Origin of the sequence: Hyphomicrobium denitrificans ATCC 51888, from assembly GCF_000143145.1 — a bacterium.
Lineage (GTDB): Bacteria > Pseudomonadota > Alphaproteobacteria > Rhizobiales > Hyphomicrobiaceae > Hyphomicrobium_B > Hyphomicrobium_B denitrificans.
Genome location: NC_014313.1, coordinates 1,602,457 through 1,618,851, shown reverse-complemented (window position 1 = coordinate 1,618,851; position 16,395 = coordinate 1,602,457). Strand labels below are relative to the sequence as shown.

General features: G+C 59.1%; 21 protein-coding genes. 1 reads left to right on the top strand and 20 read right to left on the bottom strand.

All coding sequences use genetic code 11. The annotated features are described in order from the left end of the window. Positions 1–35: 35 nt before the first annotated feature. Positions 36–1,325 carry a DUF2793 domain-containing protein gene (locus HDEN_RS07810; RefSeq protein WP_013215563.1) on the bottom strand — a complete coding sequence of 430 codons (1,290 nt, stop codon included), beginning with the start codon at positions 1,323–1,325 and terminating at the stop codon, positions 36–38. Between the two features lie 14 nt (positions 1,326–1,339). Here HDEN_RS07810 and HDEN_RS07805 point away from each other — a divergent pair, with 14 nt between their 5' ends. Beyond that, positions 1,340–1,582 carry a hypothetical protein gene (locus tag HDEN_RS07805; RefSeq protein WP_041921476.1) on the top strand — a complete coding sequence of 81 codons (243 nt, stop codon included), beginning with the start codon at positions 1,340–1,342 and terminating at the stop codon, positions 1,580–1,582. Here HDEN_RS07805 and HDEN_RS07800 read toward each other — a convergent pair. The 19 genes from HDEN_RS07800 to HDEN_RS07715 form a co-directional block, all read right to left on the bottom strand. Continuing rightward, a complete protein-coding gene (locus HDEN_RS07800) occupies positions 1,548–3,647 on the bottom strand; it encodes a hypothetical protein (RefSeq protein ID WP_013214216.1) in 2,100 nt (699 codons plus the stop codon). The genes HDEN_RS07805 and HDEN_RS07800 overlap by 35 nt on opposite strands. Continuing rightward, on the bottom strand, positions 3,647–4,828 hold the full coding sequence (locus HDEN_RS17745; RefSeq protein ID WP_013214215.1) for a hypothetical protein: 1,182 nt from the start codon (positions 4,826–4,828) through the stop codon (positions 3,647–3,649). The genes HDEN_RS07800 and HDEN_RS17745 overlap by 1 nt, the downstream gene beginning before the upstream one ends. After that, the gene (locus tag HDEN_RS07790) at positions 4,828–5,316 is read right to left on the bottom strand and encodes an HNH endonuclease signature motif containing protein (protein ID WP_013214214.1); all 489 of its coding nucleotides are present in this window, start codon (positions 5,314–5,316) and stop codon (positions 4,828–4,830) included. Before HDEN_RS07790 ends, HDEN_RS17745 begins: the two co-directional genes overlap by 1 nt. Beyond that, complete coding sequence (locus tag HDEN_RS07785) at positions 5,316–5,921, bottom strand: hypothetical protein (protein WP_013214213.1); 606 nt, start codon at positions 5,919–5,921, stop codon at positions 5,316–5,318. Before HDEN_RS07785 ends, HDEN_RS07790 begins: the two co-directional genes overlap by 1 nt. A 31-nt stretch (positions 5,922–5,952) precedes the next feature. Further along, positions 5,953–6,534: a hypothetical protein gene (locus HDEN_RS07780; RefSeq protein ID WP_150103158.1), complete on the bottom strand. Its 582-nt coding sequence runs from the start codon at positions 6,532–6,534 to the stop codon at positions 5,953–5,955. 107 nt (positions 6,535–6,641) lie between these two features. Then, positions 6,642–7,094: a hypothetical protein gene (locus tag HDEN_RS07775; protein WP_013214211.1), complete on the bottom strand. Its 453-nt coding sequence runs from the start codon at positions 7,092–7,094 to the stop codon at positions 6,642–6,644. Beyond that, entirely contained in the window at positions 7,091–8,512 is a 1,422-nt protein-coding gene (locus HDEN_RS07770) for a hypothetical protein (protein WP_013214210.1), read from the bottom strand. The genes HDEN_RS07775 and HDEN_RS07770 overlap by 4 nt, the downstream gene beginning before the upstream one ends. Further along, positions 8,512–8,883 (bottom strand): hypothetical protein, encoded by a 372-nt coding sequence (locus HDEN_RS07765; protein WP_013214209.1) that lies wholly within the window; start codon positions 8,881–8,883, stop codon positions 8,512–8,514. The genes HDEN_RS07770 and HDEN_RS07765 overlap by 1 nt, the downstream gene beginning before the upstream one ends. After that, positions 8,864–9,079 carry a hypothetical protein gene (locus HDEN_RS07760; protein WP_013214208.1) on the bottom strand — a complete coding sequence of 72 codons (216 nt, stop codon included), beginning with the start codon at positions 9,077–9,079 and terminating at the stop codon, positions 8,864–8,866. Before HDEN_RS07760 ends, HDEN_RS07765 begins: the two co-directional genes overlap by 20 nt. 50 nt (positions 9,080–9,129) lie before the next feature. Beyond that, entirely contained in the window at positions 9,130–9,585 is a 456-nt protein-coding gene (locus HDEN_RS07755) for a hypothetical protein (RefSeq protein ID WP_013214207.1), read from the bottom strand. Positions 9,586–9,599: 14 nt separating this feature from the next. Continuing rightward, the gene (locus HDEN_RS07750; RefSeq protein ID WP_013214206.1) at positions 9,600–10,712 is read right to left on the bottom strand and encodes a phage capsid family protein; all 1,113 of its coding nucleotides are present in this window, start codon (positions 10,710–10,712) and stop codon (positions 9,600–9,602) included. A 56-nt stretch (positions 10,713–10,768) separates the two neighbouring features. Continuing rightward, positions 10,769–11,641, bottom strand: coding sequence for a hypothetical protein (locus HDEN_RS07745; RefSeq protein WP_013215562.1), 873 nt, complete (start codon positions 11,639–11,641; stop codon positions 10,769–10,771). Positions 11,642–11,776: 135 nt separating this feature from the next. Further along, positions 11,777–11,947, bottom strand: a complete 171-nt coding sequence (locus HDEN_RS18330; protein WP_013215561.1) for a hypothetical protein — start codon at positions 11,945–11,947, stop codon at positions 11,777–11,779. Further along, on the bottom strand, positions 11,947–13,362 hold the full coding sequence (locus HDEN_RS07740) for a portal protein (RefSeq protein WP_041921601.1): 1,416 nt from the start codon (positions 13,360–13,362) through the stop codon (positions 11,947–11,949). The genes HDEN_RS18330 and HDEN_RS07740 overlap by 1 nt, the downstream gene beginning before the upstream one ends. Beyond that, positions 13,304–13,987, bottom strand: a complete 684-nt coding sequence (locus HDEN_RS18460; RefSeq protein ID WP_245256752.1) for a portal protein — start codon at positions 13,985–13,987, stop codon at positions 13,304–13,306. The genes HDEN_RS07740 and HDEN_RS18460 overlap by 59 nt, the downstream gene beginning before the upstream one ends. Before the next feature lie 420 nt (positions 13,988–14,407). Then, the gene (locus tag HDEN_RS18455) at positions 14,408–15,370 is read right to left on the bottom strand and encodes a hypothetical protein (RefSeq protein ID WP_245256751.1); all 963 of its coding nucleotides are present in this window, start codon (positions 15,368–15,370) and stop codon (positions 14,408–14,410) included. A gap of 88 nt (positions 15,371–15,458) precedes the next feature. Next, positions 15,459–15,866: a terminase small subunit gene (locus HDEN_RS07725; protein WP_013214200.1), complete on the bottom strand. Its 408-nt coding sequence runs from the start codon at positions 15,864–15,866 to the stop codon at positions 15,459–15,461. Then, entirely contained in the window at positions 15,863–16,201 is a 339-nt protein-coding gene (locus HDEN_RS07720; protein WP_013214199.1) for a hypothetical protein, read from the bottom strand. Before HDEN_RS07720 ends, HDEN_RS07725 begins: the two co-directional genes overlap by 4 nt. Next, a complete protein-coding gene (locus HDEN_RS07715; protein WP_013214198.1) occupies positions 16,202–16,393 on the bottom strand; it encodes a hypothetical protein in 192 nt (63 codons plus the stop codon). Positions 16,394–16,395 lie beyond the last annotated feature (2 nt).

Genomic DNA, 16,395 nt, shown 5'->3' with positions numbered 1-16,395 from the left:
ACCAAGCCGTTGGGTCTGTATTCGAGGGCGATGAACTACCGAGGGTGTAGCAGAGACCGGTAATTGCTCCTGCGGACTGCGACGAGTCGTACACCCATCCAGCACGCCCTTGCGTGGTGTCCGGCCCCCCGGCAGGTAACGTGACATGCCCAGTTCGCACTGGAAAAATCCGTCGCGATCGTTGCTGTCAAAACGCCCACGTTCGCATCGGTTATTGACGTGTTGTTGTATGAGGCCACGACGGTCGGGGTGCCGCCCGATACTGTGGCTTCCAGCCACCATTTCGGAGAACTCGGATGGAACTGCTGAGTTGCGGGCGTGACTGCGGTATCGGTTGCCGTTGAGGTTTCCTGCACCGCCTGACTTGCCGTCTTGACCGTTCCGGCAACTGAATTGGTTGCGCTCTCTGGCACCCAAGCCGAGTCTCGGAACTGATAGTTCAGATTTTCATCCGCGACGTACGCGAACCATCCGCAATCCGTGTACGGGGTGAAGTTCACCCAGGCTGCAGATCCACCGTGATACTGCACGATGTCGTGCTGGGAGAAGGTCGACCATGCGCCGGATGGAGATGACGTGAGGAGATAGAACGCCCCATGCTGCGGAGAGACCGGCGGGGCCGAAAGCCTATCCGTGATCGGAATGATGCCCTGAGCGACTTTGATGAAAGGCGAGGTGTGGGAAACGACGCTCCAGTTTCCACCATCCGACCTGAGTTCGATGTCTTCGCCGTTGAGCGCCAGCGCATATCCGGTCGAAAACGATTTCGAGCCTTCGGAAATGAGCTGCGAGGATACAGTTGCCAGGATCGCCTGATTTGCCGATCCGGCGTGCTGGACCCGAATGCACCAGCCGTTCCCCATTGCGACCGCAGACGGCAGGGTGAGCGTCACGTCGCCTGATGAGCAATTGATTTTGAACAGGCTGTTCTGATCGTCTTTGACGACCGTGTAGTTCAGGGATTTCGTGACGACGGGAAACGATGCGGTGACGGCAACATCGCTGGACGATGCAGAAACGACGGCGCCGGGGATATTATCGTGCGTCGCAATGGTGTTGGAGCTGCTGTCCTTGATGACGATCTTATACGGTGCTGTCCCGACATAGATCAGGGTCCGGGTGATGCCGTTGGTTGTCGGATAGCCTTGGGAATCCGTGACAACCGAGGTTCCGAGACTTGCGGTCAGATCGGCATCGGCATAGACCGTTTTGGCATTAGTGGTCTGAGCGTCATAGAAATAGATCGTCGCTCCAGAGATCGGAGCACCGGTTGAATCATCTGTGATGCGTTCCCCAGGGGGGAACACATAGGTTGAGTCAGTCATGCGGGGGGTCCTAGATGAGAGAACCGGTATTCAACCCGGGCGGGATTGCCGCTCTGGTTGTCATCATCGGTACGCTTGCGTTTTGCTTCTGGTACGGATCTTACGTTCGATCCTGGATTGATTCCGGATCGTGGTGGCTACTGGCGCTCGCTGGTGTCGCGCCCTTCGTTCTCGGCTATTTCGTCGGTGATGCGCGCGACCGGGAAGACTATCACCGTATTTTCAATTGGCTTGCGCGGAAGTTTGGCTCTCGATGAGAGGCTGCCGCGTGTTCTGTCCAACCGCATTCAGGATACGGATGATCGTATCGCGCTGAGCGGCCGTCGTTTGCCGATGGTTGGCAAGCTGTATCAAGGCATTGACGTAGGTGTCACGATCAATCCCCCGGGCCGTCAGGATACGCGCTTGGTCCGCCATGATGCGCCCGGCACGTTCCCCCAGGGCATTATTCATCAGAGCGTTTACGCCGCGCCGCGCGATCGCGAACACGAGTTCCCCGGTCGACCTCGGAGCCTCGGTATTCACGGGCGCTCCGGCGCCGACCGGCAATCGGCTTTGCCCCGCCTGACGCCGCGCGGTCGCTGAATTCCGCATGATCTCATTGAAGCTTTCGGCCATGCGGTTTTCCGCATCGACCATACGGGCCAAGTGATTGGCGTTTCGTCCACCTGCAATTTGCGCAACGTTCTGCCTGGCAAACTCGCTGTTAAGCGCACGCCTCGCGGTGGCATCCCCGTTGGTTCCGAAGTTCGTTGCCGCGCGGCCCATGATCTGGCGCAGGTTATTGCGCGCGCCGTGGCGGTACATGGTCTGACCGGCCTGTGAGAGGTTCGAAAGTTCGTCAGCAACAATGTTTGGGTCGCGCTTTGACGTAAACACGGTCGAACCCAGTTCCGCCGCTTCCCGGCCTTCCAAGCCATCTCCGGCAATGGCTCGGCCTCGGGCCCATGAGCTTTGCGTGGGATCTGCCGCGTTCAAGTGCGTGTCGACGGTGGTGCGCAGCTGGCGGGCAAGATTGCCGTAAATGCGGGCTTCGTTGCTCCCCCGCTCCGCGCTGCGCGCCAAATCATCCACGGCGCGTTTGAGATAATCGTATTCCAGACCTGTCGGGACAGCTTCGGGTGCTGTTCTCTGTACCCCCGTCATGGCCTGCATCGGATCATTGACGGGCCGCAAACGGAATTGCTGACGATAGCCATCGGCGCGCGCGAGCGTCTGAGCCCGGTTGAACGCTGACGCTGGGATGCTGTCGAGCACATTCTGGATTTCGGGCGTGATCGGAATCGAGGTGTTGTGAAACTGCTCGTAATGCGGTTGTGCGGCTTGACGTGCGCCAGTGTTCACCGCCTCAACGAATTGGCCGAGGTTTCGCTCTGGGCCGAGTGCTCGGTCGACCCCGGCGCGGATACGGTCGGGAGCATCGGCACGACGTGCATTGAGTTCACCACGGACGATCGGAAGCTGGGGACCGTGCGTGTTGGCGAGCGTCTCAGCCGATCCGCGAAGATCCTCACCCATATCGAGCAGCATGCCTTGCGGGCCGAGTTCCTGGGCCTCTTGCGCATAGCGCTGTGGCGTTAGACCTGACGATGCAATGTCGTCGGCAACGCGATTGACTGCGCCTCTTTCAAACGGTTGGAGAGCGGGCGGCAACGTCGCGCCTCGGTTCGTAGCGTAGCTGACGGCGTTGCCGATCCCTCGGGCGACAACTGGAGCGACGCCACCCACAGTTCCGCCGATGGCTGCGCCCTTCACCGCATTCAGTACGCGGTTTTCACCCTCCCCTTCGCCGCCGCCGTACAGCGCGCCATACCCGGCTCCCGTGAGCGCGGCATTGCCTATTTCCGGCAGCAAGGTCGTACCGCGAAAGACGCGAGCAGCGCCAAATGGAGCACTGGCGACGACGCCCCCGACCATCGCGGCGCCCTTCTCGAGGCCACTCGCATTGTTGTCGATGTAGCGTTGACGAGCGTCCTGATAAGCCTTTGCCTCATCATAAGGCGCACCGATGCGGCCGCCGCTGACCTTGTTCAGTCCTGCATCGATCCCTGCCGACGCTTCATCGAGCCAGGATCCGAACGGCAGATATTGCGCCGGGCTCGCATGAGGTGCAAAGCCACCGGCCGCTTCCTTCGCGACGCGTTCGTCCATTCTCTTGTCGAGATCGGATCGTTGCGGTTGTTCGGGCTGCGCCGCTGGTGTTTTTGGGTCCGGAACTGCCGATTTCTGCACGTACGCCATGATGTCGGCATCCGATGCATTGTCCGGCGCATTGACTTCATACTGCGCGCCGTCTGGGCCACTCACATGGAATGTGGCCATCAGTTCACCCTCTTGATGGTCCAGCCGTTATTCGCGGGCGCTTGGGGGGCCGCGGGAACGGTTCCGGGAGTCGTCGGCGTTCGCGTTGCTTGCGTCCTCGCCCGATCCATCCCCCTCTGCACGATTGCGGAATAATCATCGAGCGCGCGGTCGAAGTCTTCCTGGCTCTGTGCTCTGTCCATCCGAGCGAGCGCTTGCGTTGCCTTCGATCCCTCCGCTTCGGTGATCTGGCCGCCACCGCGAAGCGAATTGAAGGCTTGCAAGAAGACTTGCCCCTTTGCCTGATCGACCAGATTGACGAAACCACGCTGTTGAGTTCCCGGGATGCCGGGCAGGACGCCATAAACGCCGACACCGTATTGCTTTCCCGGATGCTTGCGGATCGCATCGATAGTGTCGAGCGCCAACTGTGCGTTATCGATTTGGCGCGGAAGATCGGCTACGGCCTTACCTTCGGCTTCGCCTTGTTCTCGGAGGCTCGCGGCACCGGCCACGTCCTTATTCACCGTCCTGATGGGCTGGCCCGTCGCCTTGTCGATGATTTGCGTTCCGGTTCCGGTATCGATTTCGCCCGTCCCGCGTGATGGCGTCAAACCTCCAAGCTCCGTGCGCTTGACCTGCCCTCGTCCACCAAACTGAACCGCTTCATATCGGCCGGTATCAGGGTTCAGGAAGATCGCACCGGTTTTGCCGTAGGCTTCCCCGCCGTTCGCCGCTTCCGTGTTCAGCTTGTTGATCTTGGCTCGCGTTTCTTGAAGGGCCAGATCCTTCGCTTGGCTGTCTCGCGGGTCGAGGTACATTCCCGCTTGTGCTGCCATGAGCTTTGGACCATTGGCGGGGTCCAGTTCTTCCCCGGTCAATGCCTGACCCGGAAACATCTTTTGATGAGTTGAAATCAAGTTCTGATAGGCTTGCGCCCGGCGGGGATCGCCTACTGGGAACGCCTGATCGATCGCCGTGGCTCGTTTCCCGAACAATTCGACATTCTGACGGTCCGCCGCCTGTTTGGCTTGGCCTTGTTCAAATGCAAATTGCTGATCGGCTCTGTCAGAAGCCCGTTGTTGAAGGCCGAACTGCCGGTTCTGGTTGTTCTGCTGCATGATGCTGTCGAGTGCAGCGTTGACCGGCTCCAGGTTGATCCCTTGGCCGGTACGATAAGCTGGGAGCGGAATGTAAGCCATTAATCAGCCCTCGCAAACGCACCGAAAAGGCTGCGAGCGGCACGGTTATATGCTGCTGCAGCGTCTTCCTTAGTCTTATAGTTTCCGAGAAAGTGATGACGTCCATTCTTCATAATGGATGCGGAAAACATAGCACCACGGCTGTTTTTCTTCACGCCGCGATACCCTGTCTTCGACTTGCGAATTACACTGTTGGCGACATTTTCTCCGTAGGTCGCCTCTCGTAAATTCTCCATCCGATTGTCAGATGGATCGCGATTGCAGTGGTCGATCAGAAGTTTTGGAAATTCGCCATGAACATACAGCCACGCCAACCGATGCGCATAATGGCAGACGCCATCTATCTTAATCTTGCGATAGCGTTTGGCGTCGAGAAAACCGGCAACGGCTCCTTTCTTTCTCATTCTGTCAGTCGGAGCAATCCAACGAAACTCCCCGATCTCTGGATCATATGAGAGAAGTTGCTTGAGACGTTCTTGATCCAGCATCACTTTACTCCGTTGTAGGCGCCGTAAGCCTTGGCGCCTGTCCCGAGCACAGCGAGCACGTTGTTCAGACCAGCGTTACGCGTGCCGGCCATCGCGTTTCCGAAATTTATCGCATTGCCCGCTTTGGTCGCGCCGTAATCAAACGCGTTTTGGCCTTGTGCCGTTCGAACACCGGCCTGCTGTCCCGTGGCCGAGAGGCCCGTCTGGCCCATGCCCTGATATCGGTCGAGCACGTCGTTGTAGTTTTGAAGCAGAACACGTTGACCGGCGAGCGCCGCCGTTCCGGAAGCGCCCATGCCCCGAGCATTGAGGTTTTTCAGGACCGCGTTGGTGTCTTCACCAAGCTTTCCGGACCAGAGCGGATCGGACGTGATGATGTCCTGAGCCGATGACCTCGCGTCGGTGCCATTGAGCCCGAGAAGATCGCCGTACATCTTCTGACCGGCGGTTCCTGACGACACGTACGGATCGAACGAACCTGCCGCCTGATCGTAGTACCCCTGCGAGGTGTTGTAGCCCTGATCGAGAGCCGCGTTGGCGTTCTTATTGGCCTTGTTGATATCAGAGCGCGCGGAGGCGCCCGTGAAGTCCGAAAAGAACCCCATGGGATTTCCTTATTCAGTCAGAGGGAGACGGCTAGCGGAAGGACACAGTGGCGCCGATAAGCCCGATTGCGGTGCCAGCGTTGAACGTCGTCGAAATGTTTGCGGTCGTGTTCGCTATGGCCAGGAGGCTGGCTCCGGAGAGCGCCCCTTCGCTGGCCGTTACTTGCGCTAGAGCAAAGTCCTGCGTTGCCCCGGTCCATGCAACAGAAGAATATGTCCCGCTACCAAGTCGCGCGGCTGACACAGCAAAGCCACCGGCAGGAACGAAAACCGAGGTATTGACGACTTTATTCCAGGTCGATCCGTTGAAGTCCTGATCGATACTTGTGGCGACTGGGACGATGCTCTTGAGCCGCGTCGCGGCATAGACCCCGATAACCGATGTCCATCCGCCCCCCGCCGAAGTCGTGATTGCGATGTTTCCAGAGGTGCCGGTCGGAACTTGCGCGATCCATATCTCGACCGGCAGGGTGTTATTAAAATACCAACTGATGGCGCATCGCGTCGCGCTGACGCCGCCGATGGTCACCGACGTAACCGGAGTTGCTGTCGTGAGGCTCGACGTTAGTGAAACGATGATGCAACGGTCACTGCTAGCCGTTCCGAACGACACGCCGGTATAGGTGTGAGTTCCTGACGTAGTTGGTTTTCGACTCGATGTTAGAAACGTCAGGCTAGCGGGTAGCGCCCCCCCGTAACTGATCGAGCGCCGTCTGACACTCACGTGCGGGTAATCCAGAACGTCAAGCGAAGCCCGGCACAACTGCTATTGGATGATATCGTAACAACGGACGTTCCATTGGCTGCGATGACGTTGTCAGAGGTATGCGTCTTCGTTTGCAGCGTCGAGGAGACTGAATTTGCTCCGCCCCCCAAAGGCGTGGTGCCGATCTTCGTCGTCGCAATGCAGGTTCCCGACCGACATTTGCTGCCAACCTGAGTGATCTTGTATCCGAACGGGCAATCGATCTCGAACAGATAGTCCTGGTTGTCCGGGCTCTCGATGGTGAAGTCGATGGCTTCCTGTTTGGCATTGATTTCACCAATACCCGAGAACGCCCCAGAAATCCCTTTCTGCACACTACCGAGCCACTGATAGAACCGATCCGAGATGTTTCCGTTCGGATCGAGCAAGGCTCTCGGTGGCGGTGGCGCGAGCGGCGTATTCGTCATGCCGCATCCATTTCAAGATCAGCAGAGGCCGCATAGAGCGCCCGGTCGACCTTTGCCGACCACGAGAACCGGTACACCCGGCCATTTTCAGGGGCCTGCCCCAGCCGATGCGTACGGATGCGTGTCAGGTTCCTCCCCTGCTGCCCGAGCTTGATCATCCGTTGCGTGCTGAACGTCTGCCCGCCGTCATGCGACCATTCCAGCATGATCTCAGGATCAACGTCCTGCGGGTCGCCTTGGCCCGTTCCAACGCCCCTCTGCACATCGAGATAGAGCGCGTTATGCGTCACTCTCTGAGGGAAGGCATGAACTGTCGGTGGAATGACGGACGATACCAGCGGATCGCCTGCATCGTCCTTGAACTGCGGTCCCATCTCAAAGAGCGCGCCGGTGTCGGCATCTCCTGCGATGAGTTTCGTGCCGAACGGAACGACGAAGGCAATCCGCCAATTCTCCCGACCGTAGGTCTGACGCTCATGCCACCGCTGCATTCTCGTGTCGTAGACGTGAGTCCACTGCGGGCAGGTCAGAGCATAGAACGTATGACCTCGCGACGACCAGGACGCGGCCCGGATCGTTGACGGGTCTTCGACTTCATGAATGTCGCTTTCGACCTTCGGTGTGGAGATTACCTGCGCGCTGTCGCCTGATCCGAGCAATCGGACCGTGCGATCATGGGCAACCCAGGCAAACGTTTCGGCAACCGTGGCAACTGAATTCGACGCGAGCAATCCAATCGGCATGACGAATGACCGGGCGTATGGGAAGTCCGCGCCACCGCTGTCCTGCCAAACCTCGATTGTCTTCTCGCCAAAGAGATAGAACTGCGCCTGCAGCGCCGCGATGCGGATCAGAGCATCGGGGTCGCCATCGGCCGTGGCAAAGTCCAGTCCATCCCATGCGCTGGCGTCGTCAATGGCGCCGATCTGCCATTTGTTCTGTGCCGTTGTGATCCCGAAATACCCGTCCGAGAATGCGAGCGTGATCGGCGCGAACAGATCGGGGTCCGTTACCTGCGCCAGCACATCGCCCCGGCAGTAGAACATTAGGCCATCGCACACGATCGCGATGTCGGGCACTGCTCTGCGGTTTCGTTCCATGAATACCGGAGCGGTCTTGGAAATGTTCATCGACCCTATGAGGGTCTGAACGCCGGTCGTTGTCACCTTATAGAGCGACACGCCCGCGACGACGTACAGGACGCCATCCACAACGATTCCGGCCCGGCACCCCTGCCCTGCCGCCACGCCTTGCAGAAGCGCGAAACCTTGCAACCCATCCGAGGAATAGATTGCGTTCTTGACCTTCCCCTCCTCGCCAATGGGAGAGAGATAGCAGTTGATGAGCTGCGCCGCGCCACCCTGATTGAACCGGGCCTGGCTTGATCCGGACGGAAGCGCGAGAGGAACGATACCCATCAGAAATCATCCGCATAGGTTGGCATCTCGGCCGAGCGCACATTGACCGTTCGGCGAAGCCTCCGCCGCAAGATGCGCATCCCTTCATCCAGGCTGCGGGCATAGTCAGCAGGCGGCATGGCGGCAGCTTTCCCGAACGCCTTCTCGACCGTCAGGGCGACCATCTGGGTGAGCGGCTCGAAGATTTCGGCCGGCACCTGCCCGATGTTCCAGTACGTCTCGTCGTTCAACGTCATCTCGTTGAAAAGGTCGCGATAGCGGCCGATGACGTACATGCTGTCGCTGGCTGACGGCGACTCCTCCGCTGCGATGATGTTGAAATGCAGCAGGACGTTTGTCGCCAGCTCAAGCTCAGTTCGCGTCGTCGCCATTGTCGCTCACGGGTTGAGCGGGCTTGGCGCCGCGCTTCTTCGGCTCTTTATTCGCTTCCGTTCCGTCTTTCTCAAACAGGACGCTGTTGGAAAGCTTCCGGACTGCGTGATCGTCCGTCACGTCATGCTCGGTTCCGGGATACCACTGGAACCCCATGAACTCGGACGGCTCGCTACCGATAAATTTGAATTTCATCTGATCTCCTCAAAGAGAAAGAGCGGCAGTTGCCCGCCGCTCTCGTTTCATCAGGCCGCAACCAGCGGGGTCGTGTCGTAGTCTTCGTCGACGATGCCCTTGAGCACGCCTTTCAGCGTCCCCGCGACACCGGTGGTCGCAGCAGTGTTGACGTAGGCTTTGATCAGCGTGCGGGCCGTATACTTGTAGAGGAGCCCGACATCTCTAAGCGTCTGAGACGTGCCTGCGGCCTGCCCGGAAAACGCCGCGATGAGACGGTCTTCGTCACCATCATCGCCAACGTCCCACAACAGGCCCGTGGATGAGTCCATATCGGTCGTGTTGAAGACGATGCCGGTCGGCATGAAGCCTTTCGGCACCCAAGCCAATCCAACTTCATCGTTGGCGTTGTCGATCATGGCCGTCGAAACAGCCACGATAAACGGGATGACGACTTCCTGCGTAGAAGCGCCGGGACCTTTGGTCTTGCCGCCAGGAAGAGACTGAGAGGTTGCGTAAATAGCCATTGTTCGGGTTCTCCTTAGGCCACGGCCGCGTGGTAGACGGTGACGATGCCAACGTCCTTGCCGTTGTTGATGCCCTGCGGGTTGTTGTTCCAGCGCAGCTTGTCGATGCCGTCCGCAAACTCGATGCCGACGCCTTTCAGGAAGCCGTAGTCATCGTCTGCACGGGTCGTCGGGATCGCGGCCTGCTTGTTGACGAAGCCGATGGCCTGGGAGCCGCACAGGAACGAAACACCACACTGAATGGTGCCGTTCGAGAACGTCGTCTCAGGGTTCGGAGCGTCCGCCGTGTCCTTGCCCTGATAGAACTCAGGGATTTCACGATAGATGACGCCGTCGTAGATCAGGTCGCCGTCCTGGAAGAGCGGGTTCGAGTCCACATCACGAGGACGCGCGTCACGATTGGCCTGCTGCATGACCGGGTCCGCTTTGAGATCGCGGAAGCCCAGCGGATGGCAGAACATCACGTAGAACTCCCGGCCCTGCGTTCCGGTCTTGTAGGGCCGGATCATTGGACGCGCCTGGCGGGCCATGAAGCGCGCCAGCGATCCGACCTTGGTCGACAGCTTGTCGTCCGTGTTGTCGATTGCGGTCAGGCCGGTCGCATGCGTCGGCGAATAGTTCGCCTGCGTGCTGCCATAGAGGATGCGATCCTTGTTCTTGGCAGAGAAAGCGTTTCGGGTGGTCGCATCGGCTGCCGAGAACGGCGTACCGTCCGACATTTTATGGAAGCACTCGATCAGCCGGTATTTGACGTTCTCGGTTGACCAAGTCTTCAGCGAAGGACGGGCCTGGGCCATGAAATCGACGGCAGATTTTTCCCGCTCCTTCTTCGTCGTGAGCACGGCCTGTCGCCGGAAATCCCAGGTGATGTCCTGGTAATACTGATCAAGCGGTTGTTCGCTACCGGTCAACGAGGTATTGCCGGTGACGCCGGAGCCGCCAAGCTTGCCAATCAGAGGAATACGGATCGTGTATCCGTCCGTCTTCAGATCGTTCACGACGTGGATGATGTCGGTTTCGGCATCGCCCATGTAGGTGTCAAAGCCGGTGTCACGGATGTACTCCGTGATGAACTTCGAGCGCCATTTGGTAAGCTCGAGCCCGGAAAGGGTCGGAGTGGTTGCCATGTTGGATGATCTTTCGTGATCAGGGGTTGGGGATCACGAAGCGCATCTGATGCGGCTTACTTTCGTTTTCGGTTTGAACCGAAAACGTTGCCCATGATGGCTTCGTCGCTAACGGGCACAGCAGCGTTCGATCCCGTTCCGGTCGCGTCTGCGAGGGAGCCTGGGAACTGCTGTACTGGGGGCGGCGTCTGTCCCGGCATCACTGCCCGGTTTCCGGTCTTCAATTCTTCCAGCACCTTGGCGCGGATCTTGTCCTCAAGCGTCTTCTCGTAGGCGTCAGGATCTTCACCCACTCGGGCCAAGACCTGCTGATGACGGTGCCATTTCACCAGCTCGCCGTAGCAATCTCTGCTGCCGACGAAGGATTTGAGAACACCGGCCTGCTGCGCTGCCTGAAACGCGGCGTCGACGATCTGATCGCCGTGCTTGTTCCGGGCAAACATCTCGGAGGTGTTCAAGCGCTGGTTGAGGAGAGCCTGTTGGAATTGTTCCTGCTGGAACGCCATGGCGCCGGCCGGATCGAGGTTCGGATCGGGCGGCGGTTGATGCGGTTGGGCTTGCGCCTGAATTCTGCGCTGGATTTCTTCGACCTGGGCCTGAGTGCGGCGCCAGTTGTCTTCGGCATCCTTGCGCAGACGAGCCTCTTCATCGCGTGCTTTTTCCGCCGACTGGCGTTTTTCACGTTCTGAGGTCAGCTCTTTGAGAGGGACAAATCTCCCTGTTGATGGATCGCGGTATCCTTTGGGCTCCGCGTCGGTTGCTTCGGGCTTTGCCTCTGGCTCTGCCGCTTCTTTCGATTGCGGTTCGGCTGTTGGCTCTTCTGCCCTGGCTTCCGGCTCGGCGGGAGCGGCGGTATCTGCCCCCCTCTCGCGGCCACTCGAAAACACGTCATTCAAAAGGGTATCGTCTGCCGACTGTTCAGTCGTCATTGTCTCTCTCCGCAGTATCGTTGCTGGTCACGAAAGCAGCCGATGTCGCCCGGCTGGTGCGAGGTTCATCCGATTACGCGCGGATGGTCGCGAAGCGCCGCTTGAGGCGGCGAGTCTTACGCACGAAACGCAACCCTACTCGGGCTTGTAATCCTTGAAGGGACGCTCGTTATCGGGCTCGGCCGTCTGGCCGCGACCCTTGAGAAAATCGAATAGCCTCTGAGCTTCCGTGGTGAGGTCAGCCCCGTAATGGACGGTCTCCCGCGCCATCTTGAGGCATTCGAGCTTCAGAAGTTCATCGTCCATTACTGCATCCCTGCGATTTGTGGGTTGACGGGTGATCCGCCCGGCATTCCTGACGGAGGCGGTAAGGCTGCGTTCTGTTGCGGCAACGGTTGCCCGGGTTGCTGCTGATCGTCTGGATTATCCGGTGCCTGGGGCGGTGACGCGTTCTCCGCGTATTGCTCGATTGTCGGTTGTCGATATTGCAGCGGGAACATGTTCAACGCCTGCATCGCAGCCATCATGTCCGGCGCCGCGGGCGGTGCTTGCGGGATGGTGTTGCCCATCTCGTCCATCATCGGCTTTTGCTGTTGCGGTGTGAACGCCTTCGCGAGCGCCGCAACGGCCTGGGCCCTCTGATACTCGGCTTGCGCCACGTTCTTGTCGACCGTCGATGCCTGTACCAGCTGTTCAAGCCGCGCCATACGCTGCTGCATCTGCTGCACAACCGGGTCCGGCTGTGTCGCTTCGTCGATCATCTTGAACAGACGTTCCTTATTCGGAGCGTTAGAAAGTTCGATCAGCACCTTCGGCGGGACCGCGTTCGGACCAAGCTGCGATAGCGTCTGCAGCAATTCCTCGTTCATCGTGATAACGTCCGGGCCTTCTTCCATGATGATGTCGACATCGATCATGGCGACGACGTTCTGGCTCACCGCCTGCCCGGTCTGAGGGTCGATGTTGTACTGGTTGAGCCCGATGAACTGCGGCGCGTCGTTCTCGTCCGTGATCCTGATCCACTTCTCTGCGGTCCAGGACTGCTTGATGCGCGACCAGAGCTTGCGATAGACGCGGAGCTTCCAGTCCCTGTTGCGCTCGAACACGGGAGACAGTTCCGTCATGCCCGAGTCACGTTGAGCAAGGATCGCCCGGCCGGACTGATCGGCGACGCCGCCACCCTTGCCGATCAGGCCAGGGTTGGGCCCGAGGTTTTCAAGCGAGGCCTGCGCCTGCTCGAGCAATTGCATCTGCCCAGCAACGTCCATCGAGTGGTCGACAATGCCGACCTCATTGCCCCAATCTCCGTCGTGCTCGATCATGCCGTCGGGCTTCGCGAGTTCCGATCGCGTCTTATCGACGTCTTCGAGCGTTCCTCTGCGGAAATGCAGCTGCTTGGTCGTGAACAGGTGCAGAGCCTTGGACCGGCGATGGTTCGCCTCGTCCTGCATCGGCTTCATGCTGCGGATCGGGCCGTAACGGTTGCCTCTCTCGTCAACATACGGCGACCATGCCGCGTACGGGCAATCCGGCTTTCCTTCGTCATCGAGATACGGCGAAACTCCGCCGTCGAGCATCACTTCGCCGACGAAGTAGCAGTACGTCCACCCCCGCGGTGTCTTCTCCCAGAACTCGACGACGCGAACGCGGCGGCTTTCGAACTCAGCCCAAGCAGTCTCTTGGTTCTGATCGACACGGGAGAGGATGCCGCCGGCCGCCACACTGTCGATGACCTGCTGAAGCCTGTTGCGCCTTGTCCGGCCATTTCTCCTTGGCGTCGTCAATGTCCATCCAAAGATGCAGGCCCATGTAGCGAGCATCTTCGAAGTCTGGGCGCTTTGAGCGAGGGTCGTAGAAGAAGCGATCACTCTGGACGGATTTGATCTCGGGATCAGGTCCGGTCATGCCCTGCTTGATGCCGACGAAGCAGACACCAATCCCCCGCACGAGGCCATCATGCGTGCCGCCCGAGCCTACGAAGTCCCATCGGTTGATGTCGCAGGCATAGCGCATGCCAGCCGTGGCAACGTCGGCAGACTGCTCGTCATTCGGCGTGCGCGGATAGCCTTTGGGGTCACGGCGCATGCGCTGCTCAACGCCGACGAGGAAATCGATCTTGCGCGCGATGCGGTTGTCGAAGATCGGCGCCTGACCGCGTATCCTGAGCTTTCGGGCTTCTTCCTCTGTCCAGTGCCCCGTGCTGTTGTAGTAGGCCTCATGGACAAGCTGCTCTTGGATTTCGTCCGACTTGTTCGTCTCGTAGGCCGTGAACCATTTGCGGTAGCGGCCAAGGTCGGGCGTAAACGCTTGCGCCTCTGCCGGAACGAGGGCGGTGCTTGGAGTCATCGAGACTTCCATCCGTCGCTATTCCTATCCTCGTTCAATCGCTTGTAGCCGCTGGCTTGGGCCGTCGTGGGTGCTGGCGCCTTCCGAGACCACGGACGTGACATGCAGGCGTACCGCCCCTCGTCGCCCGCGTGGTCTTCGCCGTCCGTATCGATGTCTTCCGGCCTTGTTTGGTCGTGTTGCAGGGCGGGCACCGTCCGTATGAAGTCCAGACAGTTCGAGAAGACCGCCATCATTGGCCGTCCCTCCTCGTCGCCGATCATCCGTTGTCGAACCTGATCCCAACCGCCCATTGCTCCGCGAGCCGGAACTCGCGCATTGTCAGCGCGCCGGAAGACCAACGACCTGGTCTTCGTTCTCGCTGCATCACGCATACGATCTGCTATCGACGGTCCGCCATCAGCTGTGAACGCTGCCGGATCAAGGACGCGGTAATCGATCTTCTCCGTTGTCGGCTCGCGGTCGACCAAGCCAAGAGCGACCTGCTCCGCCGTAAGCTTTAAGCCTGTGTTCGGCTTCCCTGTCTGCATCCCGTACCATTCGCGGTAACGCACAAGGCATCCGCGGCGGCAGAACGATCTTGCGCCCCAATGCTGTCTCGGCCTCGAAGTCGTCGCTTACGACGGTCCACCATCCGAAGCTGAACGGCTTTGCTGATCCCCAGTCGCCAGACATCAGCTTCGTCCAAAGCTCCGGCACGGCAAACGGCCGGATCACGTGCCGTTCAGTTGCCCAGCAATCGAAGAACGCGCCTTCAATGACATCCCAGTCGCCAAATCGCATCGCCTGGACGAGTGATTTTGACCCCAGCCCCGACAGCTTCTGCTCGTAGCCAGGGTCGTCCGTCGTCATTGACGGGTTGTCTTCGAGAACGGCGCGTATGAACTGGCGCTTCATGCCGCCGTCTTCGGGCTCCATGTCCCTTACGGCATAGCTTTCGGCACCATCAACGAAGGTCGACTTAACCCAGAGATGACCGACGTTCCCAGGGTTGGCGCCCGCGAGAATACGGGGAAAGCGGCGCTTCCAAGCCTCTTGGAGCTTCAGGCCCACCATGCGAACGCGGGAGCGGAGAAAGCGATACATGCTTTCGGTGAAGTGCGTGAGTTCGTCGATCAGCAGGACGTGTATTTCGGCGCCCTGATATTTGTAGATGTCCTTCTCATCCTTGCAGTGGCAGAGATAGATCTTCGATCCGTTCCAAAATCTAATCTCATCATCAACAATGCGGACGAACCCGCACAGAACCCACGGCGCCAGCATAGCGCGAAAGCCTTTCGGGCCCTCCATGTGGTTCTTGATCAGATCTTCGCGAACGCGGCGGAACAGATAGACCTGCAATCCTGGTATCGCAGAGCACCAGAGCGTTGCCGCGACACGCATAAGGTGCGATTTTCCCCCGCCTGCAGCACCCCCGTACAGAACCTCTGTCGCATCCGTTTCAAGCGCTAAGGCTTGCTTCGGATGGAGTTCAAGGTTGATTTCGGGAGAGACTGACATTCAACACGGGGACTAGCGGGGCGCCGTCTTTGCCAGTCAGTTCGTTCTTGTCGACGACCAACCCATGAAGCTTGGCTTTGCCCATAGTTGCCGACACGGCGGCGCTGGCTTGGCCTTCCTGCTTTGCCAAGTTGCGGGCCTCTTCGAGCTCTATCGTGAGACTTTCAATCGTCACGTTGTGCTTTTCGCGGGCTTCTGCCTGAAGTTCATGAAGCCTTGTCTGAACCTTGTCTTCAGCCAGCATCTTTGATGCCCTCGGATGAACGGTCGTATCCTTCCAATTCACCGCTGCCGGCTTTGCCCTGCGAAAGGCTTCCGACGCATTACCGGTAGCGTGATATTCTTGGACAAACCGCTCTCTGGCGGGGTCGAGCATCATCTGTAATCCCTGCAGCAACAGTCATGGCCCGCAAAGCGTGAGGCCTGGACGTTGAAGTTGCCCTCTATTGCAATCACGTTGCCGTCAGGATCGGTGCCCTCCCAGCGTGTGAACCAGCGCCCGGCACAATTGGGCGTAACGATTGCCGCATAGTTGCCGGCCGATTGCCTCGTGACGTTGGCATCAGTGCCGTAGACGTAGGTGAATGACTGGCAGCTCGGAGACCGGAGCTTGAGGGTGACAGTATCCGGATCAGACGGCGTGACATCGGAATCGGTGAACGAAGCCGATAGCCTCACTGCGGCCCCTACGAAGTATTTCGATGGCGCGAGCATCTATCTCACCTTCCAGAGACCAGGAGCGCCGCTAGCTTGGATATCCAGAACCGGGCTCGCATTCATCTTTGCTTTCCCGACTGCGGCGCCTGACGCAGTGACCTTTGCAGGAAGATCAGCAAAATCTTCATCGAAGATCTGGAAGGCGTCGAACTGGAAGGCGTCTGGCTGAAAGGCCGTGTTGTCTGCCATTT

Coding starts and splice junctions, on each gene's coding strand:
- HDEN_RS07810 (WP_013215563.1), bottom strand. CDS start 1,325: ATGACTGACTCAACCTATGTGTTCCCCCCTGGGGAACGCATCACAGAT.
- HDEN_RS07805 (WP_041921476.1), top strand. CDS start 1,340: ATGAGAGAACCGGTATTCAACCCGGGCGGGATTGCCGCTCTGGTTGTC.
- HDEN_RS07800 (WP_013214216.1), bottom strand. CDS start 3,647: ATGGCCACATTCCATGTGAGTGGCCCAGACGGCGCGCAGTATGAAGTC.
- HDEN_RS17745 (WP_013214215.1), bottom strand. CDS start 4,828: ATGGCTTACATTCCGCTCCCAGCTTATCGTACCGGCCAAGGGATCAAC.
- HDEN_RS07790 (WP_013214214.1), bottom strand. CDS start 5,316: ATGCTGGATCAAGAACGTCTCAAGCAACTTCTCTCATATGATCCAGAG.
- HDEN_RS07785 (WP_013214213.1), bottom strand. CDS start 5,921: ATGGGGTTCTTTTCGGACTTCACGGGCGCCTCCGCGCGCTCTGATATC.
- HDEN_RS07775 (WP_013214211.1), bottom strand. CDS start 7,094: ATGACGAATACGCCGCTCGCGCCACCGCCACCGAGAGCCTTGCTCGAT.
- HDEN_RS07770 (WP_013214210.1), bottom strand. CDS start 8,512: ATGGGTATCGTTCCTCTCGCGCTTCCGTCCGGATCAAGCCAGGCCCGG.
- HDEN_RS07765 (WP_013214209.1), bottom strand. CDS start 8,883: ATGGCGACGACGCGAACTGAGCTTGAGCTGGCGACAAACGTCCTGCTG.
- HDEN_RS07760 (WP_013214208.1), bottom strand. CDS start 9,079: ATGAAATTCAAATTTATCGGTAGCGAGCCGTCCGAGTTCATGGGGTTC.
- HDEN_RS07755 (WP_013214207.1), bottom strand. CDS start 9,585: ATGGCTATTTACGCAACCTCTCAGTCTCTTCCTGGCGGCAAGACCAAA.
- HDEN_RS07750 (WP_013214206.1), bottom strand. CDS start 10,712: ATGGCAACCACTCCGACCCTTTCCGGGCTCGAGCTTACCAAATGGCGC.
- HDEN_RS07745 (WP_013215562.1), bottom strand. CDS start 11,641: ATGACGACTGAACAGTCGGCAGACGATACCCTTTTGAATGACGTGTTT.
- HDEN_RS18330 (WP_013215561.1), bottom strand. CDS start 11,947: ATGGACGATGAACTTCTGAAGCTCGAATGCCTCAAGATGGCGCGGGAG.
- HDEN_RS18460 (WP_245256752.1), bottom strand. CDS start 13,987: ATGACTCCAAGCACCGCCCTCGTTCCGGCAGAGGCGCAAGCGTTTACG.
- HDEN_RS18455 (WP_245256751.1), bottom strand. CDS start 15,370: ATGCGTGTCGCGGCAACGCTCTGGTGCTCTGCGATACCAGGATTGCAG.
- HDEN_RS07725 (WP_013214200.1), bottom strand. CDS start 15,866: ATGATGCTCGACCCCGCCAGAGAGCGGTTTGTCCAAGAATATCACGCT.
- HDEN_RS07720 (WP_013214199.1), bottom strand. CDS start 16,201: ATGCTCGCGCCATCGAAATACTTCGTAGGGGCCGCAGTGAGGCTATCG.
- HDEN_RS07715 (WP_013214198.1), bottom strand. CDS start 16,393: ATGGCAGACAACACGGCCTTTCAGCCAGACGCCTTCCAGTTCGACGCC.